The sequence below is a fragment of the Anaerobacillus sp. ABA4_114 genome (assembly GCF_056159065.1).
In genome coordinates this window covers 2936984-2957270 of the sequence record NZ_JBSWUM010000001.1, presented here as the reverse complement: position 1 = coordinate 2957270, position 20287 = coordinate 2936984, and the positions used below count along the sequence as shown (strand labels likewise).

At 42.2% G+C, this 20287-nt stretch carries 25 protein-coding genes; 23 read left to right on the top strand and 2 right to left on the bottom strand.

All coding sequences use genetic code 11. The features are described 5' to 3' along the window. The first annotated feature begins 60 nt into the window (after nt 1–60). The 15 genes from ACXAEY_RS15290 (at nt 61) to ACXAEY_RS15220 (ending at nt 11464) form a co-directional block, all read left to right on the top strand. Nucleotides 61–702 carry a hypothetical protein gene (locus tag ACXAEY_RS15290; RefSeq protein ID WP_474813057.1) on the top strand — a complete coding sequence of 214 codons (642 nt, stop codon included), beginning with the start codon at nt 61–63 and terminating at the stop codon, nt 700–702. Between the two features lie 7 nt (nt 703–709). Further along, nucleotides 710–1204, top strand: a complete 495-nt coding sequence (locus tag ACXAEY_RS15285) for a stage II sporulation protein M (protein WP_474813055.1) — start codon at nt 710–712, stop codon at nt 1202–1204. A gap of 13 nt (nt 1205–1217) precedes the next feature. Further along, a complete protein-coding gene (locus ACXAEY_RS15280) occupies nt 1218–1952 on the top strand; it encodes a M48 family metallopeptidase (RefSeq protein ID WP_474813053.1) in 735 nt (244 codons plus the stop codon). Nucleotides 1953–2603: 651 nt separating this feature from the next. After that, nucleotides 2604–2867: a SunI/YnzG family protein gene (locus tag ACXAEY_RS15275; RefSeq protein WP_474813051.1), complete on the top strand. Its 264-nt coding sequence runs from the start codon at nt 2604–2606 to the stop codon at nt 2865–2867. A gap of 287 nt (nt 2868–3154) precedes the next feature. Continuing rightward, nucleotides 3155–3361 carry a hypothetical protein gene (locus ACXAEY_RS15270; RefSeq protein ID WP_474813049.1) on the top strand — a complete coding sequence of 69 codons (207 nt, stop codon included), beginning with the start codon at nt 3155–3157 and terminating at the stop codon, nt 3359–3361. A gap of 26 nt (nt 3362–3387) precedes the next feature. Next, nucleotides 3388–4329 carry a phosphotransferase enzyme family protein gene (locus tag ACXAEY_RS15265; RefSeq protein ID WP_474813047.1) on the top strand — a complete coding sequence of 314 codons (942 nt, stop codon included), beginning with the start codon at nt 3388–3390 and terminating at the stop codon, nt 4327–4329. Between the two features lie 43 nt (nt 4330–4372). Further along, entirely contained in the window at nt 4373–4990 is a 618-nt protein-coding gene (locus ACXAEY_RS15260; protein ID WP_474813045.1) for a hypothetical protein, read from the top strand. Nucleotides 4991–5019: 29 nt separating this feature from the next. After that, a complete protein-coding gene (locus tag ACXAEY_RS15255; RefSeq protein WP_474813043.1) occupies nt 5020–5598 on the top strand; it encodes a GNAT family N-acetyltransferase in 579 nt (192 codons plus the stop codon). A 184-nt stretch (nt 5599–5782) separates the two neighbouring features. Continuing rightward, nucleotides 5783–6631: an ABC transporter ATP-binding protein gene (locus ACXAEY_RS15250; protein ID WP_474813041.1), complete on the top strand. Its 849-nt coding sequence runs from the start codon at nt 5783–5785 to the stop codon at nt 6629–6631. After that, on the top strand, nt 6628–7347 hold the full coding sequence (locus tag ACXAEY_RS15245; RefSeq protein ID WP_474813039.1) for a hypothetical protein: 720 nt from the start codon (nt 6628–6630) through the stop codon (nt 7345–7347). Before ACXAEY_RS15250 ends, ACXAEY_RS15245 begins: the two co-directional genes overlap by 4 nt. Nucleotides 7348–7362: 15 nt before the next feature. Continuing rightward, the gene (locus ACXAEY_RS15240) at nt 7363–7896 is read left to right on the top strand and encodes a DUF6773 family protein (RefSeq protein ID WP_474813038.1); all 534 of its coding nucleotides are present in this window, start codon (nt 7363–7365) and stop codon (nt 7894–7896) included. A gap of 6 nt (nt 7897–7902) precedes the next feature. After that, a complete protein-coding gene (locus tag ACXAEY_RS15235) occupies nt 7903–8097 on the top strand; it encodes a helix-turn-helix transcriptional regulator (RefSeq protein ID WP_474813036.1) in 195 nt (64 codons plus the stop codon). A 307-nt stretch (nt 8098–8404) separates the two neighbouring features. Beyond that, entirely contained in the window at nt 8405–9418 is a 1014-nt protein-coding gene (locus ACXAEY_RS15230; protein WP_474813034.1) for a tripartite tricarboxylate transporter substrate binding protein, read from the top strand. A gap of 63 nt (nt 9419–9481) precedes the next feature. Then, nucleotides 9482–9931 carry a tripartite tricarboxylate transporter TctB family protein gene (locus tag ACXAEY_RS15225; protein ID WP_474813032.1) on the top strand — a complete coding sequence of 150 codons (450 nt, stop codon included), beginning with the start codon at nt 9482–9484 and terminating at the stop codon, nt 9929–9931. Nucleotides 9932–9946: 15 nt separating this feature from the next. After that, nucleotides 9947–11464 (top strand): tripartite tricarboxylate transporter permease, encoded by a 1518-nt coding sequence (locus tag ACXAEY_RS15220; RefSeq protein WP_442865182.1) that lies wholly within the window; start codon nt 9947–9949, stop codon nt 11462–11464. Nucleotides 11465–11517: 53 nt separating this feature from the next. On the opposite strand, the gene ACXAEY_RS15215 is transcribed toward ACXAEY_RS15220, so the two are convergent. Both ACXAEY_RS15215 and ACXAEY_RS15210 read right to left on the bottom strand, forming a co-directional pair. Further along, nucleotides 11518–12204, bottom strand: a complete 687-nt coding sequence (locus tag ACXAEY_RS15215) for a response regulator (protein WP_474813029.1) — start codon at nt 12202–12204, stop codon at nt 11518–11520. Continuing rightward, nucleotides 12197–13804, bottom strand: coding sequence for an ATP-binding protein (locus ACXAEY_RS15210; protein WP_474813027.1), 1608 nt, complete (start codon nt 13802–13804; stop codon nt 12197–12199). The genes ACXAEY_RS15215 and ACXAEY_RS15210 overlap by 8 nt, the downstream gene beginning before the upstream one ends. Before the next feature lie 285 nt (nt 13805–14089). Between ACXAEY_RS15210 and ACXAEY_RS15205 the strand changes: the two genes are divergently transcribed. The 8 genes from ACXAEY_RS15205 to ACXAEY_RS15170 all read left to right on the top strand — a co-directional run bounded on the left by ACXAEY_RS15205 (nt 14090) and on the right by ACXAEY_RS15170 (nt 20168). Continuing rightward, entirely contained in the window at nt 14090–15076 is a 987-nt protein-coding gene (locus ACXAEY_RS15205; protein ID WP_474813025.1) for a bile acid:sodium symporter family protein, read from the top strand. A 288-nt stretch (nt 15077–15364) separates the two neighbouring features. Further along, complete coding sequence (locus tag ACXAEY_RS15200; protein WP_474813023.1) at nt 15365–16093, top strand: PAS domain-containing protein; 729 nt, start codon at nt 15365–15367, stop codon at nt 16091–16093. A 90-nt stretch (nt 16094–16183) separates the two neighbouring features. Next, complete coding sequence (locus tag ACXAEY_RS15195) at nt 16184–17059, top strand: phosphotransferase family protein (RefSeq protein ID WP_474813022.1); 876 nt, start codon at nt 16184–16186, stop codon at nt 17057–17059. 155 nt (nt 17060–17214) lie between these two features. Continuing rightward, the gene (locus tag ACXAEY_RS15190; RefSeq protein WP_474813020.1) at nt 17215–17616 is read left to right on the top strand and encodes a hypothetical protein; all 402 of its coding nucleotides are present in this window, start codon (nt 17215–17217) and stop codon (nt 17614–17616) included. A 36-nt stretch (nt 17617–17652) separates the two neighbouring features. Next, nucleotides 17653–18540 (top strand): EamA family transporter, encoded by an 888-nt coding sequence (locus tag ACXAEY_RS15185; RefSeq protein ID WP_474813018.1) that lies wholly within the window; start codon nt 17653–17655, stop codon nt 18538–18540. After that, nucleotides 18533–18739, top strand: a complete 207-nt coding sequence (locus ACXAEY_RS15180) for a hypothetical protein (RefSeq protein WP_474813017.1) — start codon at nt 18533–18535, stop codon at nt 18737–18739. Before ACXAEY_RS15185 ends, ACXAEY_RS15180 begins: the two co-directional genes overlap by 8 nt. Nucleotides 18740–18755: 16 nt before the next feature. Next, entirely contained in the window at nt 18756–19274 is a 519-nt protein-coding gene (locus ACXAEY_RS15175) for an N-acetyltransferase family protein (protein ID WP_474813015.1), read from the top strand. Nucleotides 19275–19325: 51 nt separating this feature from the next. After that, a complete protein-coding gene (locus tag ACXAEY_RS15170) occupies nt 19326–20168 on the top strand; it encodes a DUF2785 domain-containing protein (RefSeq protein WP_474813013.1) in 843 nt (280 codons plus the stop codon). The last annotated feature ends 119 nt before the right edge of the window (nt 20169–20287 follow it).

The following is a 20287-nucleotide window of genomic DNA, read 5'->3' as shown; positions in this document are numbered from 1 at the left end:
GGATAAGGAGAGTTTTATTTCTAGACTCTCCTTATTATTTTTTTGTGAAAGTGGTGAATGATGTTGCTTAAGAATTATAACTTGCTTTATTATTATTCCTTGCTTCTAAGTATTGAAAAAAGCAAAGAAAAGCTTGTGTACATGATCAACACTAATAAATTTAAAAGAATTGCTATTCTAATACAACTTTGTATTCTGAGTGGCGTTATTACATGGGGAAGTACGTTAATCAATAGTGAAATGATTCAAGAACTTGTTCCAGGGCAAAAGAGTTTAGTTTTGCAAATCGTTTCATTTTCCCTTGGACTTTTTGCTCCATTAGGTATAATCTTTTCATATTTTATTTTTATGTATGTAGTATCGTTGGTGCAAGTTGTTGAAGATGATTCGATTAAAGGCAAATTATTCTCTATCTCGATCATCGCATATTTACCAATTTTCATTGGATCAGTAATAAATTTTCTTTTGACCTTTTCCTTTGGGGCTTCAGAGTTTGGCTATACGACTGCGTATGGGATTTTCCGTCCAGAGAACCAAACATTGATAACTCTAACTCAAGAAATAGATCCATTTAAGTTTCTTGGCGTTTTAACTGCATCATTATTATATTGCTATACGTTTAAGAAGAAGCGATCGACCATACTTCTATTGGTTGTGAGCTGGTATGTGATAAATACCCTCTTTATACTCTTTTCAAGGTAGTGAAGTTATGAATAAAATTAGAAGGAAACCTCTAATACTGGCAACAAGTACCTATGTAGGAGCACTGTTAATCGCTCTACTTATTAGTCGTTTATTAAGTGTTGAGTTTGCCTATTCTTCTGGTGCTGTAAAACCTGATCATATTTCGTTAGGTACATTTTTTGAAATACTGTTAACAAACATGAAGGTTTTCTGTATCATTCTAACTGGTTTTTTTCTATTGAAAATACCTACATATTTGAACTTGGTATCAAATGGGGGGATGTTAGGTTATTTTCTTGGGGGAATCTCCTCGGAAAAGTTGCTCGATATTCTACCTCCATTATTAGTCCATGGTATTCCAGAAGTAATGGGTTTTATTATTGCAGCTTATTTAGTGATTTTGGGAAAGAAAAATTTCCTGAATCAAAAGAAATTTAACCTGATGTTATTAGGTGCAGGCGTAATCATTATCTGTTTCGCAGCCTTCCTTGAAACTTTTGTTAGCCCAATCTTTTTGTGAAGGAGAACGTAGAATGAGAGCTTTACAACTTATATCAGGCATCAGTTTCATTCTGTTAGCCTTAGTAAAAGTGAACATGATTTCGATCAATCTTAATGAAAATGTTGTCCATTATCTCTTTAATGCTAGTTTGATGCTAACCATTTTCAGTGTGATATTTCCACTTGTTTCATATGCAAAGCTGAAAAGAATGGATATCCGCAAGGAAAGTTTCCTGAATGATATTTTAAATAAGATCGACCCAGATAACCAGACATCCATTTATGTATCTGAAAAGTATCTGAAAAATAACGCTGCTGCTTTATATAGTAAGAATTCGATGGTGATTGTGTGCGGGGAGAAACTATTAAACAGCCTTAATGAACGGCATTTAACTTTTCTAATCGCCCACGAATACTATCATATTAAACATCATCATTTGATTAAAAACGTACTATCTTTTATCTTTGTTTTGTCTGGTGTTCCTATTGTTCTACTGATTATAACTTCAATGATGGGGTCAACAATTCCGATTGTTCCTATTTTAATCTTTGCATTCGTCGCATATGTTACTTCGTTTATTTTGCATTTTGTCTTATCTCAACGTCGTGAATATTTTGCTGATCAGTTCGCTAGTTCTTATGTAGGCCAAACGGTTGCAAATGAAACGTTAATGAAATTAAAAGAGAATAATTTAGTAGATGAGAAAAGCTATAGTTTATTTGCCACTCATCCGTCAATAAAGAAAAGAATAGCAAAAATTAGTTAATCCTTGCTATAGCACGACGAACAAATGACTGTACAATCATTTTCTATGAATTTTTTGATTCTTACAGTACCATCGTAGTCTGGATATCGCAGGCGTAAGTATATTTCTTCACCGCCTGTTATCTCTTTTTTACAGTTACTACACTTGGCTGTTTTCTTCTTGAATAACATCTCAATCATCCTTTTGTTAATAATTTCTTTTCAGGAATCAGTATATGGGTGGTTAAAGAGAATGTAAATAGCAGCGCCCCGTTCGACAAGAGGCTTTCGACAGGTGCCTGGCACTTGTCGATGTATTCCAAACAGGAAAGTCTTTTTCATGGAAGTTTGTTAAAGTGGTGCGCTTAATCTACTAGCTGGTCTTTCGAATCGGATCAAAAGCGTAAACCGTTCCGGGTTCTTTTTGACTGCCGGCGTTGTGTTTTTGCAACGGGTGTAAGTTTATTACTCTTTCAAATTTAGGAAGATTGATAGAGGGAACTTCTTGATTACTCAAGAAGTTCTTTTTTTTGAGCTAATTCGACAGGTACCAGGCACCACGACAGGTTCGACAGGTGACAGGTACCTGTCGAATTACACCCTACATGGAAATTAATTGAAACTTTTCACCCCGCCAATCGTATCTATTACTAAGATGACGGGAGTGAATCACATGCACTTATTTGAGGTTAATGTGACGAAGAAAGATGAAAACCTTGTGATTAAATGGCAGCTAAGTAAGATTGAGATTCCATTATCGGAAATCGTTGAAGTCAATTATGACAATACGTTTGGTGGGAAAGTGAAATCGGCTATCCGGGTTGGCAACCCTTATGCAAGCACGGATACGGTCGTGATCAAGACAACAAAAGATACGTACATCTTATTTACCAACATTGGTGGAATGAAGGAAAGAATTTTATCGTACGTCGCTTAGTGAAGTTAGGGTTTACGCTAAACCAAAAATAAAAGGGAGCAATCAATATGGAGATCTACGTAGTGGTTCTATTTACTGCCGCTTTTCTATATGTAGCCAATAAGATAGGAGAAAAAGATATCTACCATATCCATTTACCTACCATTCGATAAGAAGCTTATTCATGGTAAGCTTCTTTTTTCATGGAAACAACAATTGCGGAAACTACCCTGTTTTGAAATAATTGGTAGGGATACTCAAGGAGGACAATTGCCGCGAACTACCTAATTCCTTATGGAGGGAGACGTTTGAAGAATCTAGTAAGGAAAGCCATCTACTTAATGATGACACTCTGTATCTTTCTGATCGAGTGGAGAGTGGTAGGGTGGCTTTGGAATAAGTACATACCATTTCATTATAAGACTGATCTGATTGGACTCCTTTTCGTATTACCGGTAATGGTGGGGAGCTCCTTCTTACTAGCGAGTCTCGCAATGAAAGTTTTGAGAGAATAGTAGACTTGATGAAGGGATGAAAGACATTGGAAGAGACGATACGTGAACGACTAATTGAATTGTACGCAGTTGATCTAAATCATGTAGAAGCCGTCACAAACGAGATGTATCGGTGTCATGCTGAAGATGGAACGTACTATGCGAGAGTTACGAATTACAAGAGTTTCCATGAGCAGGCAGAGGAAGTTCGCTATACGGAATTTCTACGAAATGAAGGAATAGGCACATCTCCTGCAATGGCGTCACGAAATGGGAACGTTGTTGAAACCCTTTCGCTTCCAGATAAAGATGTGTTAACGGTGCTGTACGAAGCTGCGCCTGGCAAACACCTGCCGAGGAGTGAATGGAATGCAGATGTGTTAAAAGAGCTGGGGCGTCAGATTGGACGCTTGCATCTTGCTTCTAAAAAGTTTGAACAAACGCATCCGACCGAGCACATCGATGACTGGTATGCTAGCGGGGAATATGACTTTCTTGCTCATATTCCAGAGGAAGAACGTGCGATTCGAGCAATTGCGGAAGACGTTCATACAACGATTAAGAACATACCGAGAACAGATGAGAATTATGGATTACTGCACGGCGATATCTGGCTAGAAAACACCGTTGTTGATGATGATGGGGATATGACGTTTATCGATTTTCAAGATTGCGAGAAGCATTTTTATATTTTTGACCTAGCCGTACCGATTTATAGTGCGATCGAGTATACGTTCACAGGTGGTGGCAACATCGTGGACTTTGGACGTGAGATTACGCGTGCAATCCTCGAAGGGTACGAAGAGGAGAATGAACTTTCATCTGAGATGGTGGAGAAGCTTCCTCTATTTATCAAGTTAAAAGAAATCTTTGAGTACAGCCTGATGCACATGTACTGGAATAAAGAGAAGCTTACTGAGGACCAGATGCGAATCATGAATCATTTTAGAATGAGGATCGAACGAGGTCATTCGTTTCTTGATCGGTAAAATGGTTCACTTCTATGAATTTTAGTTGAAAAGAGGAATGCAGATGAATTTACGATCGAAAAAACTAGGAGGCGTACTAACAAAGTTTCTATGGGTGGATATTGTCCTATCGACGATTTTATTAATCAATATTTTTATAGTGAGAACGATTGGTGTTAGTGAATCTTTCTTGTACTATGATTCCGCCGTCACAGTTATTTTGAGCATTAATTTTCTAACTTGTATCGTGCTGTACCTTGTATGGCTTTACAAAGTACATAACGATTTACGAGAAATGAATGCCTCGTACCCAATCACTCCAGGTGGAGCGCTAGCACGCGTGATGATCCCGTTTTACAATCTATACGGATTATGGAACGTGTACGCCACGATGGCGAAGTATTTTAAAGAGAGCTCTCCAGCCTTTGAAGCAGGGAAGAAGCTCGCAATTTACACACCAATCTATTATTTTCTCTACGTGATTACGAGTGTTATCAATTCGTCTCTCAACATGCAGTCAGATTACGATCCCTTTACGTTCATTTGGGTCGTTTCGTATATAGGGGATGCTGTGCTAGTGTTCATGTTTATTCTGATTGTAAAAGTGGTGGCTACTGCTTTAATGAACTTGTCTGAGGAGCATTCAAACCAGGATGAAGAAGAGAATGCTCATTCGCTCTAACTGAAGGCATCTTGAAAAGAGGAGAGCAGATGGTTGATCAAGTAAAAAGTGAAAACATCACGGATGACGCGGTTCAATCGTATTTGCAAGAGGGATACGAATTAGTATTTATGGAATATGTGATGGAACATGACTTGTCAGAGATTCCTAAACTGGTCCACTCAGTTCCTTTGACACTTAAAAGTTGGACAGCATCTTCTGAAAAAGACTTTTACGATGTGTATACTGCGTCGTTCAAAGATCGGCCAGGATTCCCAGGGTGGTCGATGGAGAAATGGGTGGAGTGGATCTCGTCGAGTCCGACCTTTCTTCCTAAACGATCGTACCTCGCAACTGTTGAAGATGAACGAGTCGGGTTTATTGCAGCCGATGCTGACGAGGAGTTTCCAGATGAGAAAGGGTATATTGTTCAAGTTGGGGTTATCCCGAAGTGGCGTCGTAAGGGGGTTGCTGCCGAGTTAACTTGCTGCTGTTTAGAGGCGTTTCGTCAAGATGGAAAGAACTCGGTCGTGCTCCATGTTAATCAAAATAATCCAGGTGCGATCCAGCTTTATGAAGAGTTGGGATTTAAGACGATACGTAGAAGAGGGACATTTGAGAGAGTTTGACCATGAGAGCTTGGAAGGCAAGACTGCCTCCAGGCTCTTTTTTATTTGCTTAAACACTGGAACATCAAGGGATTTTAATTAATATAATAATCTAAATGACATATATATGTTGCAAAAAGACATTCTTATTATATAATGGAAAAAGAAGGTAGTAATTAACAATTTGTGGGGTGGGGAAATGAATATGGAATTGAAACGTCTTTCAAAGTCGTTCAAGAAGGGTGAGTTTGCCCTGTCTAAGATCGACTTTACGCTTCAGCAGGGAGAAATCGTTGGGTTAGTTGGGCCGAACGGAGCGGGGAAGACGACATTGATGAAAGTGTTATCAGGACTGATCGTCACGTATGATGGCGAGTTCGTTCACGATTCGGTGAAAGTCGGAAGCTTGATCGAGAAACCAAAGTTTTTTCCAAGTAAGAGTGGGGCGTACAACATCAAGTACTTTTGTGCACTGTATGGAGCTAGCACAGAACAGGTTGATGAAGTCGTTCAGTCACTTGGAATGGCTCCTTATTTAAAAAAGAAAGTAAAGCATTACTCGCTCGGTATGAAGCAGCGATTGGGAATTGCGCTTGCGCTCGTCTCGAATCCGGACTATCTCATTTTAGATGAGCCGACGAACGGGATGGATCCTGATGGGATACGGAATATCTTAAGCTACCTCAAACGTCTTGTGGAGGAGAGGAACATCGGGTTGCTGATCTCGAGTCACATCTTAGAGGATGTTGAGAACATCAGTGACCGTGTTTATGTGATTAAAAACGGGGCGATCATCAGCGAGTATACCGGTAAGCAAGTTGAGCGCATCTTGAGCATCACGCTATCTACGCAAGATCGACAGAAGGCGGTCGCCATTTTAAGTCAGCGCTGGGATGTGACGCATAACGGAGCAGAGGTAAGTGTCCTGTCGGAGGATGTGAAAAGTGTGTTGAAGGAGCTTGCTGAGGAAGGAATTTATCCAGAAAACGTCGAGAAAAAGCAGGCAACGTTAGAGGACTTTTATTTTGAACAGATGGAGAGTGAAGCGACATGAACGTTGGGAAATTCCTAGCACTTGAATTAAAACGAAATGTGATCAGTCTTCCGTTATTTTTATCGATCGTACTTTCATTTGCACTTGGGAGCGGCATCATTTATTCAATCCATGAACTAGGTGGACCATTTCAGCCAAGGAACGTTGCGGGTCTATATGCGACAATCGCGATGGTTGCACTTGGCATCTACTCTGCAAAGGTAGTTGTCGCTGATCTTCATCATGGAACGATCTACCTGCTTTTTTCTTCTACTAGTGACCGTATAACGTACTTGGTTTCAAGGCTTGTCGTGATGGGGGCTGTATCGACGCTGTTCGGAATATGTTGCGGAGCCCTTCTCTATGTGAACCATGTGCTGAACGGGCAGGCTTTTAGCTGGAGTGACGTTGGGGCGGCTATTCTTCATTACGTGCTATTTGGATTGTTTTTCACGCTGCTGTTTTTCGTCATCTCGATGTTTTATCAAAAGACGATGAACATCATGATTATTGCGCTTGTGACGATTCTCGTTCTACCAGGCATCCTCGGTATGGTCCAAATGGTTGAAAGTTTGCCTGCTTTTGCGAGAGAGTTCATCGGTCATCTTCCTCTGTATACGCTGCCGAATAACATTGGCTTTCTTGCGATGGAGGGGTACGATATGATGATAACGGTGTTTGTGTCGCTCGGCTTGTTCGCGTTTGCTTTTGTAAAACTACCTAAGGTCGATTATTGATAGGAGGGAAGAGGCATGGGATTGTTTAAACGAAAAGTGTTGGATGAGCGGGTAACAGCGCTTCAAAATGGTATTTTCAGCGAACTATATGCCATTGTGGTAGGGCTTTGTGGACTGTCGATTTTCTATGAGCAGTTCTTTGGAGACATTAGTTTTGGGAAAGTCTGGCTTGAGCTCGTGATCATTATTGGGGGCGGCGCCTATTATCTTCTTCGTTCGTCCATGCTTGGCATTTTCACGGATGAGGTTGAGATGCATGATCGGTCGAGTAAGTGGAAGATGAATACGAAAAATATGGTTATCAGCGTGCTTGTTGGACTGGGGATTTCGTTAACGTTCGCAACGATCAATTCACAGCGTTATGGTGAAACGAGAGCAGAGACGATTGAGTTCTTCTTCGTTATCTTTTTCGTGTGTATGATGATTTATATTCCATTTATGTTTGCCATTCTTGTCCTTCCTTACGCGATGGCGAAGTACCGGAGTGATAAAGCGAACGAGGAAGAGCTCGAGGACATGGACGATGAAGATGAACAGGATGTGCGGTGATCAACGTTGAAAAATAAAAAGCTGAAAATGGCCAGAGTCGAACATGACTTATCGCAGCAAGAGCTTGCGAAAAAGGTAGGTGTCTCAAGGCAAACGATCGGACTGATCGAACTCGGAAAGTATAACCCTACGCTTCAACTTTGTTTGGCAATCTGTAAAGCGCTCGGAAAGACGCTGGATGATTTGTTTTGGGAGGAGTGAGGGACGGGGGGACGGAGGGACAGGTTCCTTGTCCCAGTTGATGTATCGGGGAAAAGGGACAGTAAACCTGTCCCCATGTCCCAACAAAAACAGGAGTGTATGCGAATGCATACACTCCTGTTTTCGTTTAGCTTTCGAGGTGAGAGGGACAGTGAACCTGTCCCTCTGTCCCTGATGAACTTTATGAACAAAATGCTCAAAAAGAAACAAACCTTTCTTATTTCCGTTTTATTAAAATCTTACAAAAGATTAGATATAGTTTGGTTATCGGAAATGTAAGCGATTACAAAATAGGAGGGTTATCAAGATGAAAAAAAGAAAAAGCATGTTCATGTCACTATTGTTAGGAAGCGCACTTGTCTTAAGCGCGTGTGGTAGTAGTGAAAGTTCTAGTAGTTCATCAGCAGATGGTGGTGAATGGAGTCCAACAAAACCGATTGAGATGATCGCACCAGCTGGAGCTGGTGGTGGTTGGGATACCACGGCTCGAACCATCTCAAAAGTGATGGAAAAAGAAAACGTGATCGATAAGCGTATGGCTGTTGCCAATAAACCTGGTGGTGGAGGAGCCGTCGGTTGGTCTTATGTGGATAAGAAAGGCGGCGACCACACCCTTTTCGTCACATCACCGCCGATCTTGTTCGTTCCATTAAACGGTCAATCTGATCTTGGTCATAATGATTTTACGCCGATCGCTGGTGTTATCGCAGACTATTCAGCTTTTACAGTCCCTGCTAATTCACCGTACGACTCTATGAACGATCTTGTTGAAGCTCTAAAAGAAGATCCAACTTCCGTTTCGGTTGTAGGGGATTCTTCTCCTGGTAGTATGGATCACATGGCTTTCGTTAAAGCGGTAAAAGCAGCAGGTGTTGATATTAAGCAGCTGAAATACGTGTCAGCTCAAGATGGCAGTGGGATGAGCATGCTGCTTGGTAACAAAGTCGATGTTTACTCAACTGGTCTCGCTGAAGCAACGGAACAGGCACGCGCTGGTAAAGTGAAAGTGCTTGCCGTGACGTCTCCTGAGCCGCTTGAAGGTGAAACGGTATCAGAATTTCCAACGCTAAAAGAACAGGGAATCGATGACGAATTCATTGTTTGGAGAGGGATTATGGGACCAAAAGATATGAGTCCTGAAGCGAGAGCATTCTATGAGCAAGCTGTGAAAGACATGATGGAAACGGACGAGTGGAAAGCTCAGCGCGATAACTTTGGTTGGAATGATAACTTTATGTCAGGTGAAGAATTCCAAGCGTTCCTTGATCAAGAAAAAGAAACGATGGAATCACTTTTGAAGGAAGTCGGTCTAGCAAAATAAGAAGGGAACGAAAGGTTAGCACATGCTGACCTTTCGTATTACATAAAAGGCAGGTGACACGCTATGCTCGCTAGTGTTGAACGAAAAGTAGCTTTGTTTTTGTTCGTATTTTCGTTTGCATATCTCGTCTTTACTTTTAACCTACCAACATTTCCGTATGCCATCGTCGATGCTGATGCGCTTCCGAAAGGACTCGGGTTTTTACTCGCGGCACTTTCAATTCTATTGTTTATTCAAAATCCTGTTCATGACAGAAAGAAAAGTAATATGAAAAAAGATGAAGTGCTGATGTTGCTTGCAGTTGCTGGCCTCATATTCGTCTATATTCTTTTATTTGAGCTACTTGGATTTGTTGTGGTCACGATTCTTTTCTTACTCGTTACGTCGCGATTATTAGGTTATACAAAATGGAAGTCGTTGATTGCCGTCGCGGTTGGCTTTACGCTTGTGCTCTATTTTTCCTTTAATTATTTACTACAAATCTATTTACCTCAGGGGATCCTACCCTTTTAGAAAGGAGGAAAGATGATGGATACGATTTCAAATATGTTGTATGGCTTTCAAGTTGTTTTAACGTTCCAAAATATCCTGTTTGTCTTTATCGGCGTTCTTGCTGGGACACTGATCGGAATGCTCCCTGGACTTGGTCCTATCTCAGCGATTGCAATCATGATTCCGTTAAGTTATGGCATGGATCCAGCTTCTGCTCTTATTCTCATGGCTGGAGTTTACTACGGGGCCGTTTTTGGCGGTTCAACATCATCCATTTTATTAAACGCACCGGGAATATCGGGGACCGTTGCAACCTCCTTCGACGGGTACCCGCTCGCGAAGCAAGGAATGGCAGGGAAAGCACTAGCCATTGCCGCCATCTCCTCATTTGCGGGTGGGACAGTGAGTGTTGTTGCCCTCATGTTAGTTGCTCCCCTGATGGCAAGCTTTGCGGTCTCGTTCGGACCAACTGAATACTTTGCTCTCATGCTGCTCGGGTTAACAGCCATTGCGAGCTTGTCGGAAGGCTCAACTGTAAAAGCATTGATATCCGCCACAATTGGATTGATCATCGCTACGATTGGCGTCGATCAGCAGACAGGGACACAGCGTTTCACGTTTGGTAGCCCGAATCTTCTTGAAGGTATCGACTTTTTAATCATTGCACTTGGACTTTTTGCACTTGCTGAAGTATGCTCATTAATTCTGTCTAGGAAATCGAAAATGATGGGCGGAAATACGAACGTTGGCTCGTTGAAGATCACGAAAAAAGAAGCAAAAGACATCTCGGGACCGATTGCGAGGCACTCTGTGCTCGGATTTATCCTTGGAGTGCTCCCAGGTGCTGGTGCAACGATCGCTTCGTTCATGTCGTATATAACAGAGAAGAAGATTTCAAAGGACCCTTCTTCGTTTGGAAAAGGGAACATCAAAGGACTAGCTGCACCCGAGACGTCGAATAATGCTGCAACGAGCGGGGCTTTCGTTCCACTTTTAACATTAGGGATTCCTGGCTCTGGGACCACTGCAGTTCTTCTTGGGGCTCTCCTCGTTGTTGGTGTTCAACCTGGACCATTGATGCTAACTGATCACCCAGATGTATTTTGGGGTGTGATTGCAAGTATGTATCTCGGTAACATTTTCTTACTTGTCCTGAATTTGCCGCTCATTCCGTTTATCGCGCGTATTCTCTATATTCCAAAAGCGCTGTTGATCTCGCTTGTGATTATTTTCTGTATGATCGGAGTGTATGGGGTTAGCTTCAGCACGTTTGATCTTTATCTTCTACTAGCATTTGGGATAATCGGGTTTATTATGAGACTCATAAACTTTCCAGCAGCGCCACTCATTCTTGCATTTATTCTAGGAGGAATGATGGAACAATCCTTTAGGCAAGCACTTACGATTTCAAACGGAAGCTACATGACGTTTTTTGATAGCACGGTAACTGTCGTTCTTCTTGTTCTTTCAGTTCTTTCTCTCACGCTGCCTTTTATCAAAAGCAAGCTAAGTAAAAAGAAAGAAGAAGAGGAGAAGGAGCATTTAGCATCTTAAAAGAGAGAGAGCCGCTTTCACGATAGTTTGAAAGCGGCTCTTTACATTTGTAGTTATACTGGATGATAGCGTCGTTCAGGTCGGCCTACCGATCCATAGGACAGATCAGCATCCACATTTCCTAGCGAAACCATGTATTCTAAGTATCTTCTCGCAGTTGTTCGACTACATCCCATCACACTGCCAACTTCTTCTGCCGTCATGCCTTGAGGCGTGTGCTCTAGCAGAACTTCTTTCAATTTCGAAAGTGTTAAAGGATCGATTCCCTTTGGAGCGGCTTCGGTTACGGTAGCCCTTTGAGCGCCATGTCTCGTAAACAAGTGATCTACTTCTTCCTGACTCACGATTTTCTGACGGTTCATTTCTCCACGAGTTTGCTTGAATTTTTCAAGGGTTTGCTTAAAACGATCAAAGATAACCGGTTTAATGATGTAATCGATCGCACCGCCACGAAGCGCTTCTTGAACAGCTTCTATTTCTTTTGCTGCGGTTATCATCATGACGTCCGTTTCTTTGTAATGTTCACGAATGTGCCACAGCAATTCCAGTCCGCTTTCTTCTGGAAAAAAGATATCGAGTAGAACGAGGTCTGGCTCTAGAATTTCAAGAAGTTCTTTTCCTTCGGTAATGCTTGAAGCAACTCCAATAACAGTGTAACCAGGGACGTTTTCCGTGAACTTCTGGTTGATTCGAGCAATTCGCTGATCATCCTCAACAATCAATACTTCAATTTCAGACATTGGTATCATCCTCCTTAGGAATCACAACTGTGAAAGCAGCGCCACCGTAACGGCTTTTGGATATTGTGACATATCCGCCGAGATAATCGAGTGCATTTTTCACGAGAGAAAGTCCGATTCCTCGATCTTTTCCATCCTTACGACTAAATCCTCTTATAAAGATCTGTTCCATTTCATCATCATGTATGCCGTTCCCCGAGTCTTCTATTTCAAAGATCAAGTCTCTTCCAATATCAGTCATGAAGAGGTGAATCATTCTCTCATCTTCCTTTTTCTCAAGGACAGCATCCATGGCATTATCGATTAAGTTTCCAACGATCGTAACGATTTTTTCTTGCTCCAGCCATTCAGGAAGGTCACTCATATTGCTTTCTTCATCGATTGAAAACTGAATATGCAGCTCATGAGCTCGATGGTACTTACCCAGTATTAGCGCTGAGATAATAGGGTTTGGCACAGCCTTCACTAATAGCTGAACAACCTCCTGATATCCAATCGCTTCCTTATGTATTAAGTCGATGGCTTCATCATATGCACCTAACTGAATCAATCCTAAAATGGTATACAGCTTATTGGCGTATTCGTGTGTTTGAGAGCGAAGCACATTCGCGTAGCTTTGGACTTGAGAGAGTTCTCGTGATAGCGCTTCGATTTCAGTTTTTCTTCTAAAACTAGAAACAACGCCCGTAACTTCACCTTTTTGAATGATTGGAATTCGGTTCACAATGACATGATCTTCCCCTATGATACTTTCTTGATCATATTCTGCTTTTCCGGAATGTAAAACATCTGGCATTCTTGTGTTTGGTAAAACGGACAAAATATGTTGTCCTTCTAAACTTTCATTTTCATCTCGATTCAGCATGCGATGCGCCTCTTGATTGGCAAGTGTGATTTCACCCTTCTTATCAACCGCAATAATGCCTTCTCGAATCGTTTGAAGAATGGTATTTCGCTCTAAAAACATTGCTCCGATTTCGGAAGGTTCGAGACCAAAAATAGACCGCTTTACGTTTTTTGCAATGAAAAAACCACCTGCTAAACCGAGTAACAAGATTGTTCCTATTAAACTCATCACTTTTAACTCGAATCGATCGACTTTCTGTTCAATATCCTCTATTAGAAAGCCTACGGAGACGATGCCGATAATCTCTCCATCTTCAAAGATTGGAGTCTTTCCTCTTAAGGAGGACCCAAGAGATCCTTCTGCTTTTGAGACGTAGGATTCCCCGCCCACCAAAGCTTGCTGGCTATCTCCACCTACCATCGGTTTTCCAATCCGATCAAGTACAGGGTGGGCTACACGGATGCCATCTTTATCGCCAACCACAATAAATTCAGCTTCTGTTTTAGAACGAAGATCTTCAGCGATCGGTTGAATGATTTCCGATGGATTCTCTGACTTCATCGCTTCGATCACCGCTGGCATCATCGCGACAGATTGCGCTACATTTAACGCACGCTCTCCCATCTGCTCCTCAACACTTGTTGAATATAAATGTGTAAAAATCAGTCCAATACTAAACAAAACTGTAAATAAGAGTGCCAATATCATTAATGATAATTTAGTTTGAAGAGAAAGTGATTTCATTCTATTCATTTAGTTGCATACACTTCCTGACTGAATTGTCTTACTATTATTCTACCGATGACATTGGAAGAGTACAAGGAGGGACGTAGGGACAGGTTCCATGTCCCAGTTGAGATAACAGGTGAGCGGGACAGTGAACCTGTCCCTTTGTCCCAAAGAATTGTACTGTTCCTGTTGAAATATTTAGATTATTGTGTATAATTCGATTCATTAGCTATTCGACTTGTCATACGAGGTGAGCATTTGATCCGTCGATTTACCTGTCGAAACCACTGGCATAAGGGAGTGTAGTCTATGAAAATCTTAGAATCAATCAGTAATCTTGCAGGAAAATACTTCGCTCTATGGGTGATTGGAGTAGCGCTAATTGCTTACTTCATTCCAACACCGTTCTTAGGGTTAGGAAGTTACATTACGATTCTATTAGGAGTCGTGATGTTTGGGATGGGACTTACACTAAAGCCAGTAGACTTTAAATTGGTTCTAAAAAAGCCTGTTCCTGTCATCATAGGAGTTGCGGCTCAATTCATCATCATGCCTTTGATCGCCTTGCTTCTAGCCATCGTCTTTCAGCTGCCCGCTGAATTAGCTGCTGGACTTGTATTGCTCGGATCCGTACCTGGTGGAACATCGTCGAACGTGATGGTTTATTTAGCAAAAGGGAATCTTGCTCTTTCTGTTGCGATGACATCGTTGTCTACTATGCTCGCACCGATCGTAACTCCACTCATATTGTTAGCACTAGCAGGGCAATGGTTACCAGTGGATCCCATCGCTATGTTTCTATCGATCGTACAAGTCATCATCGTCCCGATTACGTTAGGGGTACTCGTTCGAAAAGTGTTTCCAACCGCGGTTGATAAAAGTTCTGCCGTTATCCCGCTAATCTCAGTCATGGCGATCATTGTCATCGTGGCTGCTGTTGTTTCAGCAAACGTTGAAAGTATTACAACGTCAGGTTTGTTGATCTTCTCAGCTGTGATGGTTCATAATCTATTAGGACTCTCGCTCGGCTACGTTACAGCATTAGTGATGAAGTTAGATGAAAGTAAGCGCCGTGCGATTTCGATAGAAGTTGGGATGCAAAACTCAGGACTCGGTGTTGCCCTCGCAACGGCTCACTTCGGTCCACTAGCGGCACTTCCAAATGTCATCGCAGCAGTATGGCATAATATATCAGGGCCGATTCTTGCTACGATTTGGTCGAAGAAACCGATTGAAGGAAAAGAGAGTGATTCAAGCACTCAGGTTAAAACTGAATTGCAAAGGACCGGAATTTAAACGAAAGCCCAGGTCATATCGTCGATGACCTGGGCTTTCTATGAATAAATAAGTCATAGCGTGTCAGCCCGACAAAGTCTGACACGCTATATGTTTAGTAGATGGATCGCTTCAAGCATGTTCCGTGTTCCCTGTGGTGAGAAGGACAGTGAACCTGTCCCTCTGTCCCACCCTGTCCCCCAAAAAAAGGAGACATGACGAACGATGACGAATTAATAGAGAATAGCTCCTATTACTAAAGTTCGGCATCAAATCAAGAATCACTCAAGTAGTGAAGGGGGAATGAATGTGAACGACCTTTCTCGTGCAGTGCTAGATCACGTTTCTTACGGAGTCTTAGCCATCGACACGGAATATCGCATCACGTTACTTAATAAATCCGGAGCAAGTTTACTAGAATTATCACCTGAAGAAGTGCTGGGGAAAGACATGTATGAGGTGTTCCCTGATGCTCCTGAAGAGGTTCGGCATGTAGAGAGGACGGTTAAAACTCATAAAGAATATCACATCGATGTGATGCCTTATCAATATGGGAAATACGATACATTCCTCTCGATTCAAACGAGATTGCTTCGAGAAGATGACATCGTCGTTGGTGCAATGGTTGAGTTTACAGATGTCACGGATCTCTATAAAAAACAATTGCAGCTCGTAAGTCGAGTTGAAAGCTTGTCAGTGAACGTCATTCCTCTTAGTGAAGGAATCGCAGTACTTCCTCTGCAATCCACGTTAGATGAAAATGAGTTTAACCACATCATCGATAAAGGGGTTGAAAGAGTTTCGGAGCTCAGGGTTAATAAATTGATCCTCGACCTTTCCTCGATTGGAACTATTGATCCAGTTCTTCTCGCTAACATTCAAAAGCTAGTGAAAACAGTTTCTCTTATCGGTACGAACGTCATCATCACGGGTATTCGTTCCTCTGTCGCAATCGAGTGGAGTAAATCGCATGACGAGAACATTCAAGCAGCCTTTTATCAGAATTTAGGAATCGCTTTAAGAGACGTGTTTGGGTGAGGGACGAAGGGACAGGTTCCTTGTCCCAGTGACATATCAGGTGAGCGGGACAGTGAACCTGTCCCTGTGTCCCAGAAAAGAGGTATGCCCATGAATGAGTTACAGAAAGTAATCGACACCTTCAAATTGAACGTGCTAGCAGTCGAGAATGTTCCAGAGTCATTTAGTTCGACTGTATACAAGGTGAAACTCAGTGATCAACAGCTTGTATATATTAAAATTCCATACACCAAGGTCAAACGGGATCGTGAAGTAACGGTTCTCAAGCGTTTACATAACGAACTGCCTGTGCCGAAACTGCTAGATTACTGGGAAGGTGATGATGACATCACTGGAGCACTATTATTATCTGCAATCGATGGGGTTCCTCTTTCTGAAAAAGTTGACCCCGCTTTGGCGTATGATATCGGTGTTCATCATGCCAAACTACATGCCATCGTTCCAGAGAAATCGGATTTCGAGAGTGCCGTTTCGAACGAGTATGACGATTGGTCTCAGTTCATTGAACGACAGTTTTATTCATTTGCGGAGGATGTGAAGGAAGTCATCGATCACAGGTTGTATGAGCGATCACTTCACCATTTTCACCAGCTCCAGCATTCTCTTCCACCTAAAGATGGTCCGAGTTTTATACATATGGATTTTCGTCCAGGAAATATTTTGGTTTATGAGAATCGCGTTGCAGGGATTATTGATTTTGAAAGTGTCAGAATCGGTTCAACAGAAATCGACTTTACAAAGATTAATCGTGATATCTTCAGCGTCTTTCCCGGAACGTTAGAAGCCTTTCAGGAAGGGTATCGAACGGTTCGCCCACTCATCGATCTAGAAAAAGTTTTACCTTTTTATGCATTCGTAGATGCTTTCAACTCGATTGGCTGGTGCAAAAGGAGAGGGATTGAAAGAAATCGGTCATTTATGGAGCGGAACTATGGTTTGTTAAGAGGGTTTCTCCATAAGACTTGAGGGACAGAGGACCTGTCCCCTTGTCTTGCAATCTGTTAAACTATGGAAGGAGAGAGGGACGTAGGGACAGGTTCCATGTCCCAATTAAACTAATTGATATTCACGTGAGAGGGACAGTGAACCTGTCCCCTTGTCCCGCAAAAGGAGCAATTACGTTGAAAAGACTACATAAAGTAAATGTCACGTTGTTTAGCTTATTACTGATCAGCTTAATGCTCATGATGCTAATCGTCTACAGAGACATAAACAGCAACCTAGGAATAGGATTCGTGATAGCTGGTTTGGTGTTCCTGTTTCTCTATGTTTTCTATCTTGCCATCCTTGCAATCGTGAAATTGTTTGGAATGGACCGAGATGAAAAGAAGGGGAGGCTCCTTAAGTTTTTAGCTTGGTTTGGAGGTCTGACCGTAATGGATGTTGCGGTCTCGTTGATCACGTCAACGGATATACGTCCCCTTGATTTCTTCACGTCGTTCGGGATTGCAGTTGGGATCTCGTTCTTCGATGTATTGTTTTTCAAGCAGCAACGGTATGACAAAGGCGTAACTCCTAAGTAGGGGTGCGTCTTTTTGTTTAGGGAAGGAGGTAACTGTATGAAGATAAAAGGAATCACCTATGTCCTAATCGGGGCAGGAAGCTTTGGGTTCACACCGATCTTTGTGAAGACAGCCTTTGGCTATGAGTACACATTAGGGCAGGTCAATCTTGTTCAGATGCTACTCGCCTTTTTATTATTGCTCGGTTTATGCCTGTTACAAGGGTTAAGAGTTAACCAGTCGAAAAATGATTTGATAAAAATCATGATGACAGGGACGGCGATGGGACTAACGAGCATCTTCTATTACGGTGCCATGTTGTATTTGAGCGCATCATTAGCCATCATCATGCTCTTTCAATTCGTTTGGATCGGCATGATCTACGAGTGGATCTTCAGCAAGGTCAAGCCGACCAGAATGAATTTCCTCTCATTGCTCATCACGTTGACAGGAGTTGTGTTCGCATCGAACATCATCGTTAGCGGGGTGTCGTCACTTCATCCCCTCGGCTTATTATTAGGGTTTCTCGCAGGTGCATCTTATGCCGGTTTTATTTTCTTTAGTGGGCAAGTCGCAACAGAGTCCAATCCAATTGTACGCAGTATGCTGATGGTGGCTGGTTCTCTCGTTCTCGTCCTAATTGTGTTCATCAGAGACATCCCAACGATCGCTGTGATAGACGGTCGTTTGTGGTTATTAGGGGTAGGGCTTGCGCTCGTTGGAGGTGTTATTCCCACGCTGTTCTTTGCAAAGGGCGCTCCGCTCATTTCAGGAAGACTCGCGAACGTACTAAGTTCCATCGAACTCCCTGTTGCCATTATTTCGGCTATGATCGTGCTGTCGGAAGCCGTTTCGTTTTTACAGTGGATAGGGGTGCTGTTAATCGTTGCAGCAATCGTAATTAATGAACTCGGGGATATGGCGAGAGACAAAGCTCTTGAGTAAGGACGTGTTAAATATGGATGTTATTGCAGTTGTACTGATGTCGATCGGACTCATACTTGCGCCGGTAATCGGGTTCTTTTATCCTGCTTGGTTAAGGATGAAAGGAGAAGAGGTTAGTGAGAAAAAGCTCTACGGGATACGCGCTGCTGGAATCGGTGCGCTGCTGCTCATGTATGTGTTAACGCAGGCAATAAGGTAATGAGAGGGGGATAACGTTGATCAGAAAGATGACATCAGAAGATCTACCAGAGTTGGTGGATATCTATATAGAAGTATTTCTATCAAGTCACGCAGCCATTCTACCACGAGATTTCTTAGAAACAGTTACATATAAAACGGTTCTCGATCGATTTGAGCGCATCTTCCAAAGTGATGTTCGACGTCCTTTTTCCTTCGTAAAAATATGCGATGAGAAAATCGTAGGATTTGTTCTTGGAACGTTCGCGTTACATCCTCCAAAAGGTCATAAAGGTGAAATCAAGATGCTCTATGTAACAGAGGAATATCAGCGTGCTGGAATAGGGAAAGAGCTAATCCAAATTGCGGTTCAGCATTTCTTGAACCATCATGTAGAGTCGATGTTTATCGGGACTTTTAAAGCGAACGAAGCTGCCAGAGCTTTTTATGACCGATTGGATGGGGAGGTTTTCAGTGAGCAGACCGATCTTATCAACGGCCTTCCTCTTGTCACGGTAAACTATGGATGGTCTTCGATTCATCGGTTGTTAGATTAAGTCTGACATTCGTAATAAACCTGTTAAACTATGGAAAAAGGGGTGTTGTCAGTGAGTGTTGAAACGCTAGAGAAGGCGTTACGAGAGTTAGATTGTGAAGCCGTTGACATGGATGCGCTTCTTCAAGAGATGCTAAGTGAAATCGGGACAACGGATCCGGTGCTCCGGGATGAGTTAATCTATCGCACGTTTTGTCATCTCGTGATGGAGAATCATTTAAGTAAAAAGCAGTTGATCGAAACGTTGAAGACGTGTCTTGATGATCAGCATCTTTTTTATAAAATAGTTGAGGAAAAAGGTGATGCTGTTTTTACTCGCTCATTTTCTGTACTAGTCATCGCATTGATTTTACATAAAGACCGTGAATCCTCTTTTTTACCAGATGAACTGATTCAAGATACAACTGAAGCAGTCCTGCGCTACCTTCAGGAAGAGTGTGATATAAGAGGTTATGTGAAGGGGAAGGGCTGGGCGCACAGTATCGCGCACGGTGCTGATGCACTTGATGAAGCGATTCGTCATGATGCGTTTCGTATAAAACAGATCGATTCTTGTCTGAATACGATTGCGGGCTGTCTCTTTAAAAAAGGTGTATACGTTGACGATGAAGACGAGCGGTTACTGATGGCGACAGAGGCACTTCTTCTAAAAGGGTTAAAAGATAATGTCCTCGCATCATGGGTGAAACGTGTTGACGATGAGCTCACTTCTTCGTTTGACCAAGAAGGATTTAGCGCCGCGTTTTCCCATACGAAAGCGAACGTATTAGGCTTTCTTAAAAGTTGTTATTTCAGACTAAAATTTCATCATGAGGCAGAAGAAACGATGACTGCGATCGAGAATGTACTAGAGAAATGGATGAAGAAGTTTTATGGAAGCGGTGAGGAACGGTGAGAAAGCGGAAAGAAAAAGGGTTTCTACGAGAACTTGGAGAATATACGTTTCTCGAGATCATCGCAAATATCCTCATGTCCATTCCACGCATGATCATGCGATTTTTCTGATAAAAGGAG

Excerpts from the sequence above, each read along its gene's own strand:
- ACXAEY_RS15290 (WP_474813057.1), top strand. The coding sequence starts at position 61 with ATGTTGCTTAAGAATTATAACTTGCTTTATTATTATTCCTTGCTTCTA.
- ACXAEY_RS15285 (WP_474813055.1), top strand. The coding sequence starts at position 710 with ATGAATAAAATTAGAAGGAAACCTCTAATACTGGCAACAAGTACCTAT.
- ACXAEY_RS15280 (WP_474813053.1), top strand. The coding sequence starts at position 1,218 with ATGAGAGCTTTACAACTTATATCAGGCATCAGTTTCATTCTGTTAGCC.
- ACXAEY_RS15275 (WP_474813051.1), top strand. The coding sequence starts at position 2,604 with ATGCACTTATTTGAGGTTAATGTGACGAAGAAAGATGAAAACCTTGTG.
- ACXAEY_RS15260 (WP_474813045.1), top strand. The coding sequence starts at position 4,373 with ATGAATTTACGATCGAAAAAACTAGGAGGCGTACTAACAAAGTTTCTA.
- ACXAEY_RS15255 (WP_474813043.1), top strand. The coding sequence starts at position 5,020 with ATGGTTGATCAAGTAAAAAGTGAAAACATCACGGATGACGCGGTTCAA.
- ACXAEY_RS15250 (WP_474813041.1), top strand. The coding sequence starts at position 5,783 with ATGGAATTGAAACGTCTTTCAAAGTCGTTCAAGAAGGGTGAGTTTGCC.
- ACXAEY_RS15245 (WP_474813039.1), top strand. The coding sequence starts at position 6,628 with ATGAACGTTGGGAAATTCCTAGCACTTGAATTAAAACGAAATGTGATC.
- ACXAEY_RS15240 (WP_474813038.1), top strand. The coding sequence starts at position 7,363 with ATGGGATTGTTTAAACGAAAAGTGTTGGATGAGCGGGTAACAGCGCTT.
- ACXAEY_RS15230 (WP_474813034.1), top strand. The coding sequence starts at position 8,405 with ATGAAAAAAAGAAAAAGCATGTTCATGTCACTATTGTTAGGAAGCGCA.
- ACXAEY_RS15225 (WP_474813032.1), top strand. The coding sequence starts at position 9,482 with ATGCTCGCTAGTGTTGAACGAAAAGTAGCTTTGTTTTTGTTCGTATTT.
- ACXAEY_RS15220 (WP_442865182.1), top strand. The coding sequence starts at position 9,947 with ATGGATACGATTTCAAATATGTTGTATGGCTTTCAAGTTGTTTTAACG.
- ACXAEY_RS15215 (WP_474813029.1), bottom strand. The coding sequence starts at position 12,204 with ATGTCTGAAATTGAAGTATTGATTGTTGAGGATGATCAGCGAATTGCT.
- ACXAEY_RS15210 (WP_474813027.1), bottom strand. The coding sequence starts at position 13,804 with ATGAATAGAATGAAATCACTTTCTCTTCAAACTAAATTATCATTAATG.
- ACXAEY_RS15205 (WP_474813025.1), top strand. The coding sequence starts at position 14,090 with ATGAAAATCTTAGAATCAATCAGTAATCTTGCAGGAAAATACTTCGCT.
- ACXAEY_RS15195 (WP_474813022.1), top strand. The coding sequence starts at position 16,184 with ATGAATGAGTTACAGAAAGTAATCGACACCTTCAAATTGAACGTGCTA.
- ACXAEY_RS15185 (WP_474813018.1), top strand. The coding sequence starts at position 17,653 with ATGAAGATAAAAGGAATCACCTATGTCCTAATCGGGGCAGGAAGCTTT.